Annotated in this window: 17 protein-coding genes and 1 pseudogene; 8 read left to right on the top strand and 10 right to left on the bottom strand. The window is 72.1% G+C overall.

The annotated features are described in order from the left end of the window. From OM076_RS09615 to OM076_RS09650, 8 genes are all read right to left on the bottom strand, one after another. Positions 1-2,266 (bottom strand): AAA family ATPase (locus OM076_RS09615; RefSeq protein WP_270039428.1); only part of this gene is annotated, 2,266 nt, incomplete at its 3' end. Between the two features lie 163 nt (positions 2,267-2,429). Next, complete coding sequence (locus OM076_RS09620) at positions 2,430-3,662, bottom strand: ArnT family glycosyltransferase (RefSeq protein WP_270039429.1); 1,233 nt, start codon at positions 3,660-3,662, stop codon at positions 2,430-2,432. After that, on the bottom strand, positions 3,638-5,320 hold the full coding sequence (locus tag OM076_RS09625) for a methyltransferase domain-containing protein (protein ID WP_270039431.1): 1,683 nt from the start codon (positions 5,318-5,320) through the stop codon (positions 3,638-3,640). Before OM076_RS09625 ends, OM076_RS09620 begins: the two co-directional genes overlap by 25 nt. 12 nt (positions 5,321-5,332) lie before the next feature. Next, entirely contained in the window at positions 5,333-6,676 is a 1,344-nt protein-coding gene (locus OM076_RS09630) for an amidase family protein (RefSeq protein WP_270039432.1), read from the bottom strand. A 154-nt stretch (positions 6,677-6,830) separates the two neighbouring features. Next, positions 6,831-7,259, bottom strand: a complete 429-nt coding sequence (locus OM076_RS09635; RefSeq protein WP_270039434.1) for a hypothetical protein — start codon at positions 7,257-7,259, stop codon at positions 6,831-6,833. 25 nt (positions 7,260-7,284) lie between these two features. Further along, positions 7,285-7,491 carry a hypothetical protein gene (locus tag OM076_RS09640; RefSeq protein WP_270039435.1) on the bottom strand — a complete coding sequence of 69 codons (207 nt, stop codon included), beginning with the start codon at positions 7,489-7,491 and terminating at the stop codon, positions 7,285-7,287. Beyond that, the gene (locus OM076_RS09645; protein WP_270039437.1) at positions 7,491-7,742 is read right to left on the bottom strand and encodes a hypothetical protein; all 252 of its coding nucleotides are present in this window, start codon (positions 7,740-7,742) and stop codon (positions 7,491-7,493) included. The genes OM076_RS09640 and OM076_RS09645 overlap by 1 nt, the downstream gene beginning before the upstream one ends. Before the next feature lie 136 nt (positions 7,743-7,878). Next, positions 7,879-8,715, bottom strand: a complete 837-nt coding sequence (locus OM076_RS09650) for a LysR family transcriptional regulator (RefSeq protein WP_270039736.1) — start codon at positions 8,713-8,715, stop codon at positions 7,879-7,881. A 70-nt stretch (positions 8,716-8,785) separates the two neighbouring features. Between OM076_RS09650 and OM076_RS09655 the strand changes: the two genes are divergently transcribed. Genes OM076_RS09655 through larE form a run of 4 tightly spaced genes read left to right on the top strand, consistent with a single transcriptional unit; the run spans position 8,786 to position 12,291 of the window. After that, complete coding sequence (locus OM076_RS09655) at positions 8,786-9,580, top strand: NAD-dependent epimerase/dehydratase family protein (protein ID WP_270039438.1); 795 nt, start codon at positions 8,786-8,788, stop codon at positions 9,578-9,580. A gap of 10 nt (positions 9,581-9,590) precedes the next feature. Further along, positions 9,591-10,328, top strand: a complete 738-nt coding sequence (gene larB, locus OM076_RS09660) for a nickel pincer cofactor biosynthesis protein LarB (RefSeq protein WP_270039439.1) — start codon at positions 9,591-9,593, stop codon at positions 10,326-10,328. After that, complete coding sequence (gene larC, locus OM076_RS09665) at positions 10,325-11,491, top strand: nickel pincer cofactor biosynthesis protein LarC (RefSeq protein WP_270039440.1); 1,167 nt, start codon at positions 10,325-10,327, stop codon at positions 11,489-11,491. The genes larB and larC overlap by 4 nt, the downstream gene beginning before the upstream one ends. Further along, on the top strand, positions 11,488-12,291 hold the full coding sequence (gene larE, locus OM076_RS09670) for an ATP-dependent sacrificial sulfur transferase LarE (RefSeq protein WP_270039442.1): 804 nt from the start codon (positions 11,488-11,490) through the stop codon (positions 12,289-12,291). The genes larC and larE overlap by 4 nt, the downstream gene beginning before the upstream one ends. Here larE and OM076_RS09675 read toward each other — a convergent pair. Next, positions 12,254-12,844: a TetR/AcrR family transcriptional regulator gene (locus tag OM076_RS09675; RefSeq protein WP_270039444.1), complete on the bottom strand. Its 591-nt coding sequence runs from the start codon at positions 12,842-12,844 to the stop codon at positions 12,254-12,256. The two genes, larE and OM076_RS09675, sit on opposite strands and share 38 nt — an antisense overlap. 69 nt (positions 12,845-12,913) lie before the next feature. On the opposite strand from OM076_RS09675, the gene OM076_RS09680 reads away from it, so the two are divergent. Genes OM076_RS09680 through OM076_RS09695 form a run of 4 tightly spaced genes read left to right on the top strand, consistent with a single transcriptional unit; the run spans position 12,914 to position 18,644 of the window. After that, complete coding sequence (locus tag OM076_RS09680) at positions 12,914-15,109, top strand: HAD-IB family hydrolase (RefSeq protein WP_270039739.1); 2,196 nt, start codon at positions 12,914-12,916, stop codon at positions 15,107-15,109. Positions 15,110-15,112: 3 nt separating this feature from the next. Next, the gene (locus tag OM076_RS09685; protein ID WP_270039446.1) at positions 15,113-16,252 is read left to right on the top strand and encodes a zinc-dependent alcohol dehydrogenase; all 1,140 of its coding nucleotides are present in this window, start codon (positions 15,113-15,115) and stop codon (positions 16,250-16,252) included. Between the two features lie 20 nt (positions 16,253-16,272). Next, positions 16,273-17,886: an NPN-dependent hydroxyacid isomerase, LarAH14/15/16 family gene (gene larAH, locus OM076_RS09690; protein WP_372518018.1), complete on the top strand. Its 1,614-nt coding sequence runs from the start codon at positions 16,273-16,275 to the stop codon at positions 17,884-17,886. Then, positions 17,886-18,644 (top strand): lysophospholipid acyltransferase family protein, encoded by a 759-nt coding sequence (locus OM076_RS09695; RefSeq protein WP_270039448.1) that lies wholly within the window; start codon positions 17,886-17,888, stop codon positions 18,642-18,644. Before larAH ends, OM076_RS09695 begins: the two co-directional genes overlap by 1 nt. A 158-nt stretch (positions 18,645-18,802) precedes the next feature. Here OM076_RS09695 and OM076_RS46805 read toward each other — a convergent pair. Further along, positions 18,803-19,309: pseudogene (locus tag OM076_RS46805) on the bottom strand (serine/threonine-protein kinase); the annotation flags it as partial. Positions 19,310-19,339: the final 30 nt, after the last annotated feature.

The following is a 19,339-nucleotide window of genomic DNA, read 5'->3' on the forward strand; positions in this document are numbered from 1 at the left end:
CGCCCGCCGGCGCGCGGCCGTCCGCCGCGCCGCGATCGCCCGCCGCGCCACGCTCCGCCGCACTTCCGCCCGCCGCGACGCCGCCGCTCTCCGCGCCCACCAGCGCGTCGCACCTCGCGGCCACGGACCGCACCCACGGGCGTGTGCGGTCGAGCGCGGCGACAAGCGCGCGGGCCTCGTCGTGGCGGCCGAGCAGGACCTTGGCCTCGATCGCGTCCGCCTGGTGGCGAAACAGCGCCGGTTCGCGCAGCTCGGTCTGCTCGATCCGGTCGCGAAGCGTGTCGAGGGCGGCGTCGGCGAGCGCGATCTCGCCCGCGGAGAGCTCGAGGAAGCCGCGGATCGCCAGCAGCTCCAACGCCGCCGGGCCCGTCCCCACGCGCTCGGAAAGCGCCAGCCCCTCGGCGATCAGCTCGCGCGCCCGTTCGATCTCACCGAGGTGAGCCAGGACCATCGCCTCGATCGTCAGCGCGTACGGCCGCTCACCCACCTGCCCGCTCTGCTCGACGGACTCGACGCACTCCGCCGCGTGCGCGCGGGCGGCGTCCCACTCGCCCAGCAGCAGCTCGGCGCGGGCGAGCTGGAAGAGCACGAACGGCAGCGAGTGCTCGTCGCCGCGCTCCAGCGCCTCGGCGTACAACGCCGCGAGGCAGTCCCGCGCCTCGGCCAGGCGCCCATCCCAGAAGAGCAGCATCGCCCGGATCCAGTCGGGCCGGCCGAGGATCTGGGTCCATTCCGGGTCCGGCTCGAGCGCGAGCGCACGGTCGATCGCGTCCATCGCCATCCCGGCGCCGCCCGTGGAATCCAGGAACGCGACGTGCGAGAGCGCGTGCGCCAGCAACGTGGGCTCGCCGAGCGCCTCGGCCAGCGCGAGCGCCGTGCGCCCGTGCCGCTCAGCCGGCCCGATCCCCTTCAGCGAGTGCATGCACCACGACAGGCCCTGGTGGATCTCGATCTTCAGCGCCACGTCGTCGGTCGGCTCGGCCAGTGCCTCCTCGAAGACGACCGCCGCGGCGCGGAACCCCTCGCGGTGCGCCCGCACCCACCCGAGGCGGGCGAGCGCGTACGCGCGATCGCTGCCGGACGGGATGTCGCCCAGCGCCTCCTCGAGCACGGCCTGCGCCCGCGCCGCGTCCCCCGCTTCGAGATGCCGTTCCGCGGCCTCGACCCCGCGCCGCCACGACGGCCCGGGTGTCAGCCGCCGGGCCTGTTCGAGCAACTCCGCGGCGGCGTCGGGAGCACCGCGTGCCCGTGCCCGGCGAGCCGCGTCGACGAGCGCGGAGGCGACCTCCTCGTCGGGCGCCTCGGCCGCGAGCGCGAGGTGCCGCGCCCGCTCCTCGGGATCGTCGACCAGTTGCGCGGCACGAGCATGAAGCGCGCGCTTGTCGGCCACCTGCTCGTAGGCGACGGTGGCGAGGAGCGGGTGGGTGAAGCGCACGCGGTCGCCTTCCACCTCCAGGACCCCCGGGGCACTCGTGGCGTCCACCAGCGCGGTCGTCGGGCGTGAGAGCGCGGCGGCCAATGCCGCCGCCTCGCGGCCCTGCGGCGACAGGGCGGCCAGGCGGCCGGCGACCAGCGCGCGCAGGCCCTCCGGGAGTATCTCTCTCCCCAGCAGTTCGAGCGAGTAGTACGGGTTGCCGCCGGTCGTTCGGTGCAGGCGGGCGAGTTCGGCGCGGGCCACGGGCGACCCGCTGCGCTCGGCGAGCAGTCGCCCCAACTCACCCGCCGCCAGCGGCCCGACCGTCACCCGCGCGTCCTCAGGCAGGTGCAGCGGCATCGCACCACTGCCGCGGCGGGCGACCAGCAGGCCGACCCGCGCATCCTCGAGCCGCCGCGCGACGAATCCCAGCACCACCGAGGACGGGTGGTCGAGCCATTGGACGTCGTCGACGGCGACGATCGCCGGCCGCGCCCGCAGCACCGCGAGCAGGCCCAACGCCACCGCCCGCTGCGGCGCGCCGCGCGAGCCCGGCTCCCTCCGCAGCAACGCGACCTCCAGCGCGTGCCGCTGGGGGTCGGGCAACGCGACCAGGTCCTCGTCGGACAGCTCGGCGAGCAGGTCGCCGAGCGCGGCGTAGGCCAGCTGGGTCTCGGCCTCGACCGGCCGGCACGCCAGGACGCGGTACGGCGAGCGCGCGATCGCCTCGCGCCACAGCGCCGTCTTCCCCACGCCGAGCTCGCCCTCGAGCAGCAGCGCAGCCGGCCCGTCGGCCACCGCGGCCAGGAAGGCGTCGACGCGGTCAAGCTCGGCTGCGCGCCCCACGATCATGAGAACTCACAGCATCCTATTCCCGGGGCTGACCGCCACATTACGGGGGGTTGCCCGCGTTCTTGCTTCGGCTGGCTCTATCGGAGTACGAGCCTCGCGGTGGGATCGTTACCGACCATGTCCAAGTCACTCCCCTACACCTTCGCCGCCCTGCTCGCCCTCGCTACGGCGGTCTCGGGTCTGTCCGCGTTCTCGTCAACGTCAAAGCGGCAAGCAGCACGATGAACGGGTCGATCGCCGTGCGGTAGCGCGGTGTCTCGACCACGAGGAAGACCACCCCCAAGTACATGAGCAGCGGTATCGCCCACAGCCACAATGGCGCCGCGCGCGCCCGTCGCGTCGTCGCCCCGAAGATCGCCAGCACCCCGAAGATCCAGAAGCAGATCACCCCGGCGATCGCCCAGCCGCGTGAGGCGCTGATCGTCCCCGCGGTGTGAATCGACCACTCCATCCCGGCGAGGTCGAGCATCCGGCGCGTCGTCCACCACGCGACCGTCAGCACGTAGCCCGGATGGGCCTTGATGAAGTCGACTGATGCGCTGCGCAACTGCTGCTCGAGCACCGGCTCGGGCGTGCTGCGGATCTTGCTGTAGATCGGCCGGTAGTCGTCGACGCGTTTGAGCGTCCGCCACGACGCGGGATTGACCTTGTCCGCCCGCGCCTCGCTGTTGTACGTCCCCGCCAGCGCCGATCCGAACTGCGTCGAGACCGGCACGAAGGCGTGGAACGTGTCGTAGTTGCGGATCGTCCACGGCGCGACCGTCAGCGCCGCGATCACACACAGCGCGACCGGTGCCTTCAGGCCCCATGGTCGCTTCCAGACCGCGAACGCCAGCGGCGCGAGCAGGATCAGCGCGTTGGCGCGACCGAGGATCGCGAGCCCGAGCAGGACGCCCGCCGCCGCCACCCACCCGGAGGCCCGGCTGTGCAGGATGCAGGCGATCGACCCCAGCATGCAGAGCACGAACAGCGGCTCGCTCATCACCGACTGCCCAACCAGGATCAGCGGGATGTAGATCGCGCCCAGTGCCATCGCGGCGAGCGCCTCGCGCCGCCCCCACAACTGGAACGCGATCAGGCCGATCAGCGCGACGATCCCGACACCCACGAACGCGTTGGCGATCCGCGCCCACTCGACCCGCTGCGCCTTGTCCCCGGTCCCGACGACCTTGTAGACGGCGGCGAGGAAGAACGGGTACGCCGGAGGGCGGAACGCGGTCGGGCGCCCGTAGCTCAAAGCGAAGCCATGGCCGTTGGCGATCGACGCCGCGTGCCGGTCGTAGTCGATCGCGTCGTGAACGAGCGTGTAGTTCGGGGTCGCCAGGACGAAGGCCACGCGAATGATCAGCGCGACCAGCAGAATCCCGGCGGCTATCCGCGTTCCGCTGCGATCCATGCGGCGGGACGGCGGAGCAGCGCCCAGCGACGGTCGAGCCGGTAGCGCGCCAGCACCCACAACGTCTTGAAGGCGTAGCGAAGGCTGGTGAGGAAGTCGACCGACGACGCCTCGTGGAAGTAGCGCGTCGGGATCGGGATCTCGCGCACGCGGGCGCCGCGCGCCAGCATCTGGGCGAAGATCTCCTGGTCGAAGACGAAGTCGTCGGAGTTGCGCAGGAACGGGATCGAGCGCAGGAAGTCGGCGCTGAACGCCCGGTAGCCCGTGTGGTACTCGGAGAAGCGCACCCCGAACACGCGGTTCTCGATCGTCGTCAGCAGCCGGTTGCCGACCCACTTCCAGCGCGGCATCCCACCCGCGATCGCGCGGTCGTCGAGCAGCCGCGAGCCGATCACGATGTCGGCCTCGCCGGCCAGGATCGGCGCGGCCATCTCGGCGATCAGGCTCGGGTCGTACTGGTTGTCGGCGTGCACCATCACGACGACCTCGGCGCCGTCGCGCAAGGCTCGCACGTACCCCGTCTTCTGTGAGCCGCCGTAGCCGCGATTCGTCGGGTGGCGGAGCACGTCGAGCCCGTGCTCGATCGCGACCGCCGACGTCGCGTCGGGCGAGTGGTCGTCGATCAGCAGCGCACGGTCGGCGACGTGGGCCGGCATCTCCTTGACCACGTCCGGGATCGTGCGCACCGCGTTGTAGGCGGGCAGGACGACGTGCACCTGCGCGTGGCCGTTGGTGCTGTGCAGCAGCGGCTCGAGCGGGTGGCGGACCGGCGTGCGGTGGGCGAGGATGACGCGCTCGTCGCCGAGCGAGAGGCTGATCGGAAACGGCGGCATGCGCTCGGCCGCCGCCATCAGCACGCCGCTCGCCGGCCCGAGCCGCTCCGCGAGCCCGGTCACCCAGCGCTTCGCCGCGAACGTCCGCACGAACGGCACGTCGGCGGAGATCACCAGGCCGCGGGCGGAGATCAGCTCGCGCAGCGTCCGGCGCGGGAGCAGCACCGTGTGCGCGGGGAGATAGCCCCACCAGCGGCCGCCCGCCACCTTCGCGGTCAGCGACGACGGATCCGGCGTGACGACGCACAGCACACCCGCCGGCCGCAGGAGGCGGGCGCAGCTGTCGATCGCGGCGACCGGATCGTCGAGGTGCTCGAGCACGTCGGCCAGCACGATCGCGTCGAACTCGCCGGGCGCGTCGCCGTTGCGACTCTGGCTGAAGGACTCGAGCGGCACTTCGCGGACGTCCAGCCCGAGCGTCTCGCGCCCGTAGCGCGCGCCCTCGCGGCTCAGTTCGAGCCCCACGGTGCTGTAGCCCCGACCGCGGGCTTCGTCGAGCAGCAGCCCATGCCCGCAGCCGATGTCGAGCAACCGGCCGGAGGGAACGTGCTCGCCGATCAGGTCGAGCAGGCGGTTCGCGGTCGCGCGCCGCCCGGCCTCCTCGCCGAGGTACTCCTCGTCGCGCATGTCCCGGTAGAGGTCGTGCAGCTCCGCGCCCTGGGGCAGGATCGGCTGCTGGACCGTCCCGCACTCGACGCATTCGAGCAGATCACCGTGGCCGCCCACCGCGTGAGCGGACGGCGACAGCGCGGCGGCCGTGACCGTCGCGCCATCTCCCTGCACCTTCAGCTCCAGATCTCCTGAGCAGATACGGCAGCCCGCCATGCGGCGCGCACGCTACCAAGCGAAAGCGGCGGGGCGGTGAGGTCCCCACGGGCGCGCGTCCTCGATCTGCTGGGAAAGGGCGAACAGCGTGCCTTCACCGTGCGGGCGGCCGACGAGCTGGACGGCCAGCGGGAGCCCATCCGGGGCGAAACCGGCGGGCACGGACGCCGCGGGCTGGCCGGTCGAGTTCCACAGGACGCCAAAAGGCACCCAGCCGCTCTCCCACAGGTACGTGACCGTGGCGCCGCGGCCCTCCATCAGCTGCGCGGGGACCGCGGGAGCCGCCAGGATCGGCGTCAACAGCACGTCGACCTCGTCCCAGAGGCGGCCGACCCGCTCGGCGAGCCGGCGCTCGGCGACGAGCAGCTTGTCGACCCGCCGATCCGAGACCAATCGGCCGGGACGGGCGAGGTGCCGGCTGCGCCGCTCCAGGCGCTGCGGGTGCTCGATCTCGTCCACGATGTCGCGGATCCCGCGGAACATGATCGCCAGGACGATCGGGAGGTCACGGACGCGGAAGTCGGGCCCCTTGTCGACGACCTGATGGCCCAGGTCGCGCAGGAGCGCCTTCGTCTTCCGCATCGCGGCCCGCATCTCGGGCGTCAGCTTTCCGCGCGTGCCCGGCGGGAACTGCTCGGAGTAGGCGATCTTGAGCGGGCGGGGCTCGGGGATCTCGATGCCCGGGGCGATGACGTCGAGCAGCAGCTTGGAGTCCGCGACCGAGCGGGTGAGGCCGCCGAAGCAGATCCAATGGCCATCCTCGTCGTGCGGCGTCTTCGGCACCCGCCCGCTGTGCGGCTTGAGGCCGAAGAGCCCGCAGCAGGCGGCGGGGATGCGGATCGAGCCCGCCCCATCCGCCGCGACGGCCGCGGGCACGAGGCCGGCGGCGACCGCGGCCGCCGAGCCGCCGCTGGAGCCGCCCGGTGTGCGGTCGGTGTCCCACGGGTTGCGGGTCACGCCCCAGGTGATCGACTCCGTGAACGGCCAGAGGCCGAGCTCGGGCATCTTGGTCTTGCCGACCACGATCGCGCCCGCTTCTCTCAGGCGGCGGACGATCTCGGAGTCGGCGGGTGCCCGCTCGGTGATCGCCCCCGTGCCGTGGCTGGTGATCTCGCCGGCGATGTCCATCTCGTCCTTGACCGCGATCGGCACGCCCGAGAGCGGACCGGGCCGCGGGTCCTCGGCCGCGCGGCGCGCCTGCTCCGCGTAGACCGCCGCGAACGCGTTCAGCTGCGGGTCAAAGCGCGCGATCCGCTCGAGGCTCAGGTCGACCAGCTGCCGCGCGGTGACCTCGCCGTCGCGGACGAGCTGTGCCTGGCGGGCGAGACCGGCGTAGGCGAGATCGGCGGGCAGCACACTCTGAGCCTACGTGGCCGAATGGAGCCCGGAACACCTCGTCGACGAAGTCCTCGCGCGAGCGCAGTGCTTCGAGCCCGACACGCTGCACCCGCTCGGCGGCCGTTCTACGACGGTGCGCCGATCCGCGGCGAGGAACTCGCAGACGCGCAGCTCACCGATGAGGAGCGCTGCGCACTCGGACGTCCGCTCGAGCACTTCCTGCGATCTCAGTGAGTGCGTCGCGCGCGTTGAAGACGTCGTCCGTGGCGATCACGACCTTGCTGCCACCGAGCGCCGTGTAGGCGAGATCGACGTTCACGTTGGCCTCGGACAGCGCGAGCATCACGTCCGTCAGGCCGCCGGGACCGACGTCGGCGACGATCACCTCGCGCGTGTCGGCGAGCTTCATCTTGGCCTGCTTGAGGGCCTTGGTCGCCTTCTCGACGTCGCCGTCGTCGACGAGCGCGTGCACGAAGCCGCGGCCTTCGCCCGTGAACGCGGCCATGCCGCGCAGGCACACGCCCGCGGCCACGGTCACCTCGCCGAGCCGGGCGAGCTCGCCGGGTTCATCCGCCAACACCACCGTGAGATCGGTCGGCATCGCCGACGCATCATCTCACCCGCGGTCAGAAGATGCGATCAAAGCGGCGCGCGAAGAGGGCGGTGGGGAGGCTGCCCTGGCCGATGCCGACCGGATCGCCGTACGCGTGCTCGATGTCGAAGTCGACCGACGTCCAGCCCTGGGCGCGTACGCGCACCACCACGGCGCGCGGCGGGGAGCCCGGCGCGGTGGGGTAGCGGCCCGTCCAGACGGTGCCGTCCGGGACCTGCATCAGGCCGCTCCGGCGTATTCCCGCGAGCGCTTACGAGCGGCGTCGCGGAAGGCGGCGTAGGCGAACGGGTGATGGAAGACGTCGAGCGCGCGCTCGCCCGGCCCGACCTCGACCTCGAAGCCCTCTCCCGTCTTGGCGTCGTGCAGCGCGACACGCACACGATCGGTCTCCGCGTCCCAGAGGAGGCGGATGTCCAGGCCGTCGTTGCGGCGGTGGGCGAGTTCGCGGGTGGAGGTGGTGGAGGTCGTCATGGCCGGGTCCTGTTCTGCGGGGGCGACTGACGTGAATAGTCCTATCTGTGAAGTTCTCGCCCCAGGGGGTTCACACCTGTTTGACGCGTGGCCTCCCCGTCTATTCCGGTCGGGCCAGCCGTACTCCGGCGTGGGGTTAAAGCGAACCGTCGGCGGCCGCGATAGCGGCGAAATCCGCGATGCGCCGTGACCGGCGCGAGGCTTCGTGTGCCAGCAGGACCTCGTCGGGCTCGGCATCGGTGACCGACACGTAGACGATGTCGGGGCGGGTGTAGTGCTTGGTGGCCGAGAGCGGCAGGACGATGATGCCGTGGCCGGTCGCGACGTATTCGAGCTTCTCCTCGACGCTGCGCAGGACGGTCGTGCGGGCGCTTGAGGTCTTCAGCGGCTCGAGGTAGCGCAGGTGGCGCTCGCCGGCCAGGTCGGCCTCGGTGAGCGTTTGACGAGTGGCGAGCGGGTGGTCGGAGCGCAGCGCGGCGAGCCGGCGCTCCTCGTAGAGCGGGATGAGCTTGAGACCGCGCGGGTCGATCGGACGGCGCACGTACGCGACGTCGACCCGCCCGCTCAGCACCGCCTGCTCCTGGTCGTCCCACTCCAGGCGTTGCACTTCGACGGTGACGTCCGGGTGCGCGGCGGAGAACGCGCGCACCGCGGCGGTCGGGATGATCCCGGTGCGGAAGCCGACGACGAGCGCGTTGGTGCCGCGGGCGGCGCGCTGCACGCGCCGGCGGGTGGCGTCGGCGGCGGCCAGCAGCGGCACCGCGTCGTCGAGCAGCTGCCGTCCCGCCGGGGTGAGGCTGACCGAGCGGCGGTCGCGCTCGAGGAGCTTGGTGCCGAGCTGCTGCTCGAGCGCCTGGATCTGCCGGCTCAGCGCGGGCTGGGCGATGTGCAACGCTTCCGCTGCCCGCCGGAAATGCAGCTCCTCGGCGACGGCGACGAACCCGCGGACCTTGACGAGATCGAGGTCTGTGATGCCGTGATCGTATCACCGGCGACCACATCGGTCTTGGAAAAGCGGGCGTTCGCGGGGCACGGTAGATGCCATGAACGTGTTCATCACCGGAGGTACCGGATACCTCGGCCCGGCCACCATCGCCGCGCTCAACGCAGCCGGCCATTCCGTCTCGGCGCTCGTGCGCACGCCCCGTGAGGTGCCGGGCGCGACGACCGTGCTCGGCTCCCTCACCGACCTCGACGTGCTGCGCTCGGCGGCGTCCCACGCGGACGCGGTCATCCACCTCGCCGCCGACTACGGCGGCGACGGCGCGCGGGTCGACCGCGAGGCGGCGCTCGCGATGCTCTCGGCGAGTGGCGTGTACGTCCACACCGGCGGCGTCTGGGTCTACGGCGACACCGACGGCATCGCCGACGAGGACGCGCCGCAGAACCCGCCCGCGATCGTCGCCTGGCGCGCGGAGAACGAGCGCTTGGTGCTCGAGGCGGGTGGGCGGCTGGTCATGCCGGGCCTGGTCTACGGCGGCCACGCCGGCCTGATCGAGCAGTTCTTCGCGGGGCCGCTGCAGTACATCGGCGACGGCGCAAACCGCTGGCCGCTCGTGCACCGCGAGGACATCGCGGATCTCTACGTCCGGGCGCTGGATGCGCCGGCGGGTGCGCGCTACCTCGGCGTCGGGCCGGGCGAACCGACCTTGCGCGAGGTCGTCGGCGCGCTCGGCGGGTCGTCCTCGATCTCACTGGAGGCGGCGCGCGCGTCGATGGGCCCGATCGCGGAGGCGTTCGCCCTCGACCAGCGCTTCACCTCCGCCCGCGCCCACACGGAGCTCGGTTGGACCCCGCGCTTCCCCGACCCGCTGGGTGAGCTCGCCCGCCCCAGATAACCTCCGGGCGGTGGACCGGCCGTTCGTGGATCTGGGGTTCGCCCGCGTCGACACGGACCGCGAGGCGCGTCAAGGCGCGCCCGAGGCGATCTATGCCGAGGGCAAGACGCCGGAGGAGATCGCGGCGATCGCGACCGCGCTGCTGGACGGCGGGGCGAGCAGCGTGCTCGTCACCCGCGCCGACGAGGCGGCTCGCGCGGCGCTGCGGAGCGTCGCGGCCGACGCGCAGGAGGACGAGCGCGCGCGGCTCGCCTGGGTGGCGCGCGAGACACCCACTCCGCGCGGCGTGGTGACGATCGTCTCGGGCGGGACCTCCGATGGCCCCGTCGTGCGCGAGGTTCAGGTGCGAGCGGAGCTGCTGGGAACGACCGTCGTCGTCCACCGGGACGCGGGCGTGGCGGGGCTGCACCGGCTCGAGCCGGCGCTGGAGGACTTGAAGCGCGCGGATTGCGTGGTCGTGGTCGCGGGGTGGGACGCGGCGCTGGCCTCGGTCGTCGGGGGGCTCGTCGCCGCCCCGGTCATCGCGGTGCCGACCAGCACCGGCTACGGCGCGACGTTCGGCGGCGTGAGCGCGTTGCTCGCGATGATCACGTCCTGCGCGGCGGGGGTGGCGGTCGTGAACATCGACGATGGGTTCGGCGCGGGCACGATCGCGGCCCGGATCGCGAGGCAGTCGGCGCCGCGCGATCACGACGCGGCGACGCGGGCGACGGCCGGCGGCCATGCCGCCGCGGAGCGGCCGGAATGACGCGCGTTCTCTACATCGACTGCATCGGCGGTGTCGCCGGGGACATGCTGCTCGGTGCGCTGATCGACGCCGGCGCGCAAGTCGAGCTGCCCGACCTGCAGGTCGACGGGCTGCGGATCGAGCTCGGAACGGCCGAGCGGCACGGGATCTCCGCGACGACGGTGACCGTCCACGGAGACCCCGGGCAGCCGCACCGGCACTGGTCGTCGATCCGCGCGCAGATCGACGCGGCGCAGCTTCCCGAGCGGCCGCGAGCCCGCGCACAAGCCGCGTTCGAACGGCTCGCGATCGCCGAGGGCCGCATCCACGGGATCGCCCCGGAGGCGGTGCACTTCCACGAGGTGGGTGCGGTCGACGCGATCGGCGAGGTCGTCGGCGTCGCGCTCGCGCTCGAGTCGCTGAACATCGAGCGAGTCGTCTGCTCGCCGCTCCCCGTCGGCCGCGGATTCGTCGACGCCGCGCACGGGCGGCTCCCGCTCCCCGCTCCCGCGACGCTCACGCTGCTCGAGGGCGCGCCGATCCACGGGGTCGACATCGCGATGGAGCTCGTCACGCCCACGGGCGCGGCGCTCGTCGCCTCGCTCGCGGACGAGTTCGGCGACATCCCGGCGATGCGCGTCGAAGGCTCGGGCTACGGCGCCGGGTCACGTGACCTGAAGCAGCTGCCCAACGTCGTGCGGGTGATCGTCGGCACCGAAGCGCGCACGCCCCAGGGCGTCTCGTTGATCGAGGCCAACCTCGACGACCTGATCCCCGAGCTCGCGCCCGACGCCGCCAAGGCCTGCTTCGACGCGGGCGCGCTGGACGTCTGGACCACGCCGATCCAGATGAAGCGCGGCCGCCCGGCGTTCACCCTGTCGGCGCTGACGCGACCGCAGGATCAGCGCGCGGTCGCCGAGGCGATGCTGCGCGAGACGAGCACGCTCGGCGTGCGCATCGCCCACTTGGACCGCGTCGAGCTCGCCCGCGAGTGGTTGAGCGTGGACGTCGGCGGGGAACCGGTCCGCGTGAAGGTGGGCAAGCTCGACGGCCGGATCGTCAACCTCGCGCCGGAGCACGCCGACTGCGAGCGCGCCGCGCGCATCCTCGGCGCCCCCGTCAAGGTCGTGTGGGCCCGGGCGCTCGCGAGTGGTCACGAATCCACCCAGGAGGTGGATTCGTGACCACTCTTGCCGAACTCGAGGCCCGGATCGTGCAACTCGACAGCGTCGTCGTCGCGTTTTCCGGCGGCGTCGACTCGAGCGTCGTGGCCGCGATCGCCCACCAAGCGCTCGGCGACAAGGCGCTCGCCGTGACCGCCGTGTCACCCGCCGTCGCGCAAGGCGAGCTCGACGGCGCGAGGCGCGTCGCCGCCCACATCGGCATCGCCCACGAGATCGTCAACACCAACGAACTGGCACGCGCGGGCTATCGAAAGAACGCCCCCGACCGCTGCTACTTCTGCAAGTCCGAGCTCTACGACACCCTCGCGGCGCTCGCGACGCACCGCGGCTACCACGCCCTGCTCTCCGGCGCCAACCTCGACGACCAGGGCGACTGGCGTCCCGGCCTCAAGGCCGCGGCGGAGCACGACGTCGTCCACCCGCTGCACGACGTCCCCAAGACCCAGGTCCGCGAGCTTGCGCGGCACTTCGCGCTCCCCAGCGCCGAGAAGCCCGCCACGCCGTGCCTGGCCTCGAGAATCCCCTACGGCACCGCCGTCGATCCCGACACGCTGAAGCTGATCGACCGCGCCGAGCGCAACGTCCGCGCCCTCGGCTTCCCCGTCCTACGAGTGCGCCACCACGGGATCATGGGCCGGCTCGAGGTCGACGCGAGCGACCTCCAACGCGCCCTCAACCACGAGCCGCAGATCCTCGCCGCCATCAAAGCCGCCGGCTACCGCCACGCGGTGATCGACAAAGAGCCGTTCCGCTCGGGACGGCTCAACGCGGCGCTAGTGCGTCCCGCAGCATCGCGGTGAGCGCGTCGCGGAAGCGCGCACGCGCCTCCGCCGTCATCGGGTCGATCCCGCTCAGCCGCGCGCGGAAGCCCGCGTCGGAGAAGTAGGTCGAGACGGCGCCGTAGACGAGCTGCATCAGCTCGACCGGGTCGTGCGGCCGCAGCCGCCCCGCCGCGACCTCGCGCTCCAGGAACGCCACGGCACGATCCAGGAACGGCCGCATGTGCTCGGCCATCGCGACCTCAAGGCGCCCGCCGCCCTCGATCGCCTCGCGCCGCCAGATCACGACGAAGTCATGATGGGTGGCGAAGAACTCCATGCCCGCGTTGACCAGCGCGGCGACGCGCTCAAAGCCGACCGGCGCCGCGGACACGGCGAGTGAGGTCATCGCGGCCCAGTCGAGCATCGCCTGCTCGATCACCGCGGCGTAGAGCTTCTCCTTGGAGCCGAAGTGGTAGAGCAGCGTCGGGTGGGTGAGACCCGCGCGCTCGGCGATGTCCTGCAGCCGGGCGCCATAGCCGTGAAGAGCGAACTCTCCACGCGCCGCTTCCAGAATGCGGTCCTGGGAGGCCATCTACTGACACGTTAGTAGAGAGGGTGGTACGGTGCCCCTCTGCCCGAGGAAGAGGTACTCAACGTGACGATGCAGGAGCGGCTCGCCGGTAAGGCGCTGCTGCTGACCGGTGCCTCCGGCTTCGTCGGCAAGGCCCTGCTCGCCCAGATCGTCCGCGAGCTGCCCGACACGCGCGTGACGGTCCTCCTGCGCGGCGACGCCGGCGACCGGCTCCAGAACCAGGTGCTCACGAGCGCGCCGTTCGAAGGTCTCGACGGCAGCGCGGTCCAAGCGATCAGCGGCGACCTCGGCGACGAGCACCTGACCGTCGAAGGGCACTACGACGTCGTCATCCACTGCGCCGCCTCGGTCTCCTTCGAGCAGGCGATGGACGAAGCCCTGGAGCTCAACAGCAAGGGCCCGACCCGGCTTCTGCAGGCCGTCCGCCACGGCGGCAACGATCCGTACTTCATCCACGTCTCGACCGCGTACGCCGCGGGCTCGCGCACCGGCCTCGTGCTCGAGCGCCCGAGCGGCACGGCGCCGGGTGAGCCCTGGCTGGACCTCAACGCGGAGCTCGACGCCGCCAAGGCCTGGCGCCGCGACATCGAAGCCGAGTCGCGCCTCCCGCTGCATCAGCACCGCTTCGTCAAGGAGGCCCAGCGCGACGTCGGCCCCGCGGGCGGCCCCGCGACCGGCACCCGCGCCGAGATCCTCCGCTACGCCTGGGTCCGCGACCAGCTCACGGAGCGCGGCCGCGAGCGCGCGCGAGCCCTCGGCTGGAGCGACACCTACGGCCTCAGCAAGGCGATCGGCGAGCGCACGCTGATGGCGGCCAACCCGCGCCGGCTGACGATCGTGCGCCCCGCGATCGTCGAGTCCGCCCTCCACACCCCGTACCCGGGGTGGATGGAGTCGCTGAAGGTCGCCGACCCGATCCTGCTCGGCTACGGCGCGGGGATCATCCCGGGCCGCTTCGCCGCCAGCCGCTCGATCCGGATGGATCTGATCCCGGTCGACTTCGTCGCCAACGCCTGCCTCGTCGCGTCCGCGTTCCCGCCGGCCGACGGCACCGTCCGCACCATGAACGTGTCGACGGGCATGCGCAACCCGTTCACGATCCACGACATGGCCGTGATCACCACGCGGTACTTCCGCGACCGGCCGATCCCGGACGAGGACGGCCTCCCGGTCGACGTGCCGGAGTGGCGCCTCTCCAGCCGCGCGGAGATCATGACCGCGCTCAACCGCGCGGACAACGTCCTCAAGAAGGGCCGCGAGCTCCTCGACCGCCTGCCGATCCCGCGCAGCGACGACATCGAGCTGCGCCTGCACAAGGACCAGCGCAAGGTCGACCGGCTGCGGCGATTGAACGAGATCTACTCGCCCTACGGCGCGCTGGACTGCGTCTTCGACGACCGCAACACGCGCGAGCTGCTCGACCAGCTGCACCCGGACGACCGCGAGCGCTTCGGCTTCGACGTCGACGAGATCGACTGGGACCACTACCTCGGCGAGGTCCATCTGCCGGCGCTGCGCGCGATCGCCGTGCCGCCCGCCGCGGGCCCGAAGAAGACCCGCTCGGCCGGCCGCCGGCCCGCGCCCGAAGGCCCGCCCGCGCTGGCGGTCTTCGACGTCGAGGGCGTCGTCCTGGACTCGACCGTCGCCCACTTCTACGCCTGGCTGCGCACGCGCGACATGCCGGAGCTGGACAAGCTCGTGTGGTCGGCGGGCGTCGCCGCCCGCGTGCCCGGCTGGATCATGGAGGACCGGCGCAGCCGCACGGCCTTCAACCGCAGCTTCTACCGCCTCTACAAGGACCTGCCCGCGCGCGAGCTGCGCCGCCAGGCCAAGGAGGCGCTGCCGGACTTCATCCAGCCACGCATCCAGCACGAGGCGATCCGCCGCATCCGCGAGCACAAGCGCCGCGGCGACCGCGTCGTCCTCGTCACGGGCGCGCTCGACTTCCTCGTCGAGTCGCTCGAGCACCTCGCGGACGAGCTGATCGCCGCCCGGCTGGTGGAGCGCGTGGGGCGGTTCACGGGCGAGCTCGCCGAGCCGCCGCTGACCGCCGACGGCCGCGCGAGCCTGACCGCCCGCCTCGCCGCCGACCACGGCGTCGAGCTGAGCGACTGCCACGCCTACGGCGACAGCCTCGCGGACCTCCCGATGCTCGAGCTGGTCGGCCACCCGCACCCGATCAACCCGGACTTCCGGCTCTCGCGGGAGGCCCGGCGCCGCCGCTGGCCGATCGAGACGTGGACGACCGAACGGGCGGCGGTGTAAACCGTGCAGGCGCTGACCTACACCCCGAGCCTCGCGAAGTACGTCGCGGCCAAGGCGAACCTTCCGGGCGCGGGCGCGCTGGAGCTGAGCGAGATCCGCCCGCCGCGCGCTCCCGGCAAGGACTGGCTGCCGATCCGCCCCACGCTCACCGGCATCTGCGGCTCCGACCTCGCGCTGCTCTCTGGCAAGGCGTCGCTGCACCTCGCAACGCTGACCAGCACGCCCTTCGTCCCCGGCCACGAGATCGTGGGCGAGATCGGCGCCGGCCCGCGCCGCGGCGAGCGGGTCGTCGTGCAGCCCGCGCTCGGCTGCAGCGCCCGCGGCCTGACGCCGTGCCCCGAGTGCGCGCAGGGCCTGATCGCGCTCTGCCGCCAGACGACCGACGGCACGATCAGCGCCGGCCTGCAGACCGGCTTCTGCCGCGAGACCGGCGGCGGCTGGAGCGAGGGCCTGGTCGCGCACGAGTCGCAGCTGCACACCGTCCCGGACGACCTGTCGGACGAGGACGCCGTGCTCGTCGAGCCGCTCGCCTGCGCGCTGCACGCCGCCCGCATCGCCGACATCCAGCCCGGGGACAACGTCGCGATCATCGGCGCGGGCACGATCGGGCTGCTCACGCTCGCGGCCGTGCGCGAGGCCGCGCCGAGCGCGACGCTGATCGCCGTCGCCAAGCACGCGGGCCAGCAGACCGCCGCGCGACGCTTCGGCGCCGATGACGTCTGCGCGCCCGATCGCATCTACATCGAGGGCGCGCGGATCACGAATTCCCGCAGGCTGGTCGGTCATCAGAACCGCGAACTGTTGCTTGGCGGCTTCGACCGTGTACTTGACTGTGTGGGGACCGGAGCGAGCCTGGAGCAGGCCACCACGATCACGCGGGCGCGAGGCCGCGTGATCCTCGTCGGCATGCCCGGCGAGCTGAAGGCCGACCTCGCCGCGGCGTGGCTGCGCGAGCTGCAGATCCAGAGCGCGTACGGGTACGAGAACGACTTCCCGGCCGCGCTGGAGTTCGCCAAGACGCTCAAGCCCGGCCGCCTGATCGACCGCGGCTGGCCGCTGCGCTCCCACAAGAAGGCCATCGAGCACGCCCCGAAAGCCGCGCGAGCGGGCCACGCCAAAACTGTCTTCGAGATAGCCGCCTGATGAGCATCGCGCCCACCCGCATGATCGAGCGCTCCAAGCGCCGCCACCCCGCCGCCGAGCGCGAAGCCTGCGTCGTCGAGGTCCACGAGAACTCGCCGCCGACGCTCTTCCACTCCGGTGAGACCTTCCGCCTGGAGCGGCTCCCGGTCGGCAGCCGGATCGTCTACCCGCCGCCGCCGCTGAAGGGCCTCATCGACGTCGACGCCGCGATCGCCGCGGCGCTGGACTCCCCGCTCGGCATGGACCCGCTGGACTCGCTCCTGAGCCCGGGCATGAAGCTGACGATCGCCTTCGACGACATCAGCCTCCCGCTGCCGCCGATGAAGCTGCCCGACATCCGCGGCCGCGTCATCGAGCACGTGCTCGAGCGGGCGTATCGCGCGGGCGTCGAGGACATCCACCTGATCGCCGCGCTGGCGCTGCACCGGCGGATGACGCCGAACGAGCTCAAGCGCGCCGTCGGCGACCGGATCTTCGACGAGTTCTACCCGGACCGGCTCTACAACCACGACGCCGAGGACCCGACGGAGATCGTCGACCTGGGCGAAACCCGCCACGGCGAAGCGGTCGAGCTGTCCAAGCGCGCGGCCGAGTCCGACCTACTGATCTACGTGAACATCAACCTGGTCACGATGGACGGCGGCCACAAGTCGGTCGCGGTCGGCCTGGGCACGTACAACAGCGTCAAGGCGCACCACAACGTGCACACGATGCGCCACTCGAAGTCGTTCATGGACCCGTCGAAGTCCGAGCTGCACAACAGCGCCTCGCGGCAGGGCGACGTCGTCGAGGCCGTCGTCCCGATCTTCCACATCGAGACGACGCTCAACAACGACATGTTCGACGGGCCGCTCGCGTTCCTCGCCAAGCCCGAGGCCCGCTGGACGCCGCGCGACCAGGCGACGTTCGCGGCGCTGAAGCGCACGACGGACCGGATGAACCCGAAGCTGCGGCGCGCCGCGTTCCACAAGTCGACCGCGCCGTACGCGGTGACGGGCGTGCAGGCAGGCGCCGTCGCCCCGGTCCATGAGGTGACGCTCGAGCACTGCGCGGCCCAGCAGGCGGTCGGCGTGCGCGGGCAGGCGGACATCGTCACCGCCGGGCTGCCCTACGTCGGCCCGTACAACGTCAACTCGATCCTCAACCCCGTGCTCGTGATGTGCATGGGCCTCGGGTACTTCTTCAACCTCTACCACGGGGTCCCGCTCGTGCGCGAGGGCGGCGTGATGATCTTCACCCACCCGGTCACGCGCGAGTTCCACCCGGTCCACCACCCCTCCTACGTCGACTTCTACGAGGAGGTGCTGGCGACCACGACGGACCCGATCGAGATCGAGCAGCGCTTCGAGAAGTCCTACGCCGAGGACGAGTGGTACCGCCACCTGTACCGGAAGAGCTACGCCTACCACGGCGTCCATCCGTTCTACATGTGGTACTGGGGCGCGCACGCGCTGCAGCACCTCGGCGACGTGATCTTCGTGGGCGGCGACCCCGAGGCCTGCCGCAGGCTCGGCTTCCGCCGCGCGGACACGATGCGCGACGCGCTGGAGATGGCCGAGCAGGTCGTCGGGCGCGATCCGTCGCTGACCCATTTCCACTGCCCGCCGCTGTTCTACGCGCAGGTCGAGGCCTAATGAAGTTCGCCTCTGGAGGCCGCCGGCTGGAGAAGCTGGCGGGCTCCAACCCCACCCGCCGGGAATCCACACCCCGCAAGTGGCGGACGGTCAGCGCCGGCAAGGACCCGTGGGCCGAGCGCGGCGTCGAGGACCAGGCGTGGCTGCGCGAGCCGCGCCCCGCGCTGCTGCGCGAGATCGCGCAGCAGACCCTGCTCTTCCCGGCGACGAAGCTCGTCTCCCAGCCGACGGTGGTCGGCGCCGAGGACCTGATCCATGCGCCCCAGCCCGCGATCCTCGCGCCCAACCACGAGAGCGACATCGACACGCCGCTCGTCCTGCTCAGCCTCCCGCACTCCTGGCGCTCGCGCACGGTCGTCGGCGCCGCGTCGGACCGCTTCTACCGCAAGCGCGGCTACGCGCTGGCGTCCGGGTTCTGGATCAACACCTTCCCGTTCGACCGCGGCGGCGGCCAGCGCCGCGGTCTGGCCGCGGCGGCCGCGCACCTGCGCGACGGCCGCAACGTGATGCTCTTCCCGCAGGGCACCCGCGGGGCGGGGCCGGACGGTTACCGCCACGGCGTCTCAGAACTCGCGCTGACCGCCGGCGTCCCGATCATCCCGGTCCACATCGAAGGCTCGGCGCTCGTGATGCCCAAAGGGCGCGGGCTCAACCGCCGCGCCCGCACCACGGTCACCTTCGCGCGCCCGCTGCATCCCCGCCCGGGCGAGACGCCCGCCGAGCTCACGCAGCGCCTGCACGACGCGATCGAGGCCTGAGCCTCAACTGCCGTTCTGCCAGGCCTTGCAGAGCTTGGCCTGTGCCTTGGAGGATGACCGCAGCCAGGCGACGACCCGGCTGCCGACATCGGTCGATGCTCGAACGTGACCACGCCGAGCGCGTGCAAGTCGGTCTGCGGCGAGATCTCGGTCCCGATCGCCTGATCCGGGGCCATGTAGGTGGGCGTGCCGATCATGAACCAGGTCTGGGTGAGGTGCTGGCTGACGCGCCCGAACGCCTTGGCGATCCCGAAGTCCGCGATCTTGACGCCGCCGTCGGCGGTGACGAGCAGGTTCTCCGGCTTGAGATCGCGATGCACGACGCCGGCGTCGTGGGCGTGCGCGAGCCCGGCCAGTACCGCCTCCAGCACGCCGGCGACCTGCGCGACCGTGGTCAGCCCGACGTAGCTCCGCAACGACCCGCGCTCGAGGTACTCCATTGCGATGTAGGGCGCGCCGTCGTGCTCGAAGAACCGATGGACCGTGACGATGTTCGGATGCCGCAACGAGCCGGCGATGCGCGACTCCGCGAGGAAGCGCTCGACCAGCCGCGGATCCGAGGACCGCAGGTCGAGTTCCTTGAGCGCGACGTGGCGGTCCAGGCTGGCCTCGTAGGCGAGATAGACGACCGCCATCCCGCCGCGGACTCCTAACCTTTCGGTCATGATCGACCGCGCCGCCGCCGCGCGCGCTCC

This window comes from Solirubrobacter ginsenosidimutans, from assembly GCF_027587205.1.

Bases quoted from the DNA above. Each gene is read 5' to 3' on its own strand.
- OM076_RS09620 (WP_270039429.1), bottom strand. From the start codon at position 3,662: ATGGATCGCAGCGGAACGCGGATAGCCGCCGGGATTCTGCTGGTCGCG.
- OM076_RS09625 (WP_270039431.1), bottom strand. From the start codon at position 5,320: ATGGCGGGCTGCCGTATCTGCTCAGGAGATCTGGAGCTGAAGGTGCAG.
- OM076_RS09635 (WP_270039434.1), bottom strand. From the start codon at position 7,259: ATGCCGACCGATCTCACGGTGGTGTTGGCGGATGAACCCGGCGAGCTC.
- OM076_RS09640 (WP_270039435.1), bottom strand. From the start codon at position 7,491: ATGCAGGTCCCGGACGGCACCGTCTGGACGGGCCGCTACCCCACCGCG.
- OM076_RS09645 (WP_270039437.1), bottom strand. From the start codon at position 7,742: ATGACGACCTCCACCACCTCCACCCGCGAACTCGCCCACCGCCGCAAC.
- OM076_RS09655 (WP_270039438.1), top strand. From the start codon at position 8,786: ATGAACGTGTTCATCACCGGAGGTACCGGATACCTCGGCCCGGCCACC.
- larC (WP_270039440.1), top strand. From the start codon at position 10,325: ATGACGCGCGTTCTCTACATCGACTGCATCGGCGGTGTCGCCGGGGAC.
- OM076_RS09675 (WP_270039444.1), bottom strand. From the start codon at position 12,844: ATGGCCTCCCAGGACCGCATTCTGGAAGCGGCGCGTGGAGAGTTCGCT.
- OM076_RS09680 (WP_270039739.1), top strand. From the start codon at position 12,914: ATGCAGGAGCGGCTCGCCGGTAAGGCGCTGCTGCTGACCGGTGCCTCC.
- larAH (WP_372518018.1), top strand. From the start codon at position 16,273: ATGATCGAGCGCTCCAAGCGCCGCCACCCCGCCGCCGAGCGCGAAGCC.
- OM076_RS09695 (WP_270039448.1), top strand. From the start codon at position 17,886: ATGAAGTTCGCCTCTGGAGGCCGCCGGCTGGAGAAGCTGGCGGGCTCC.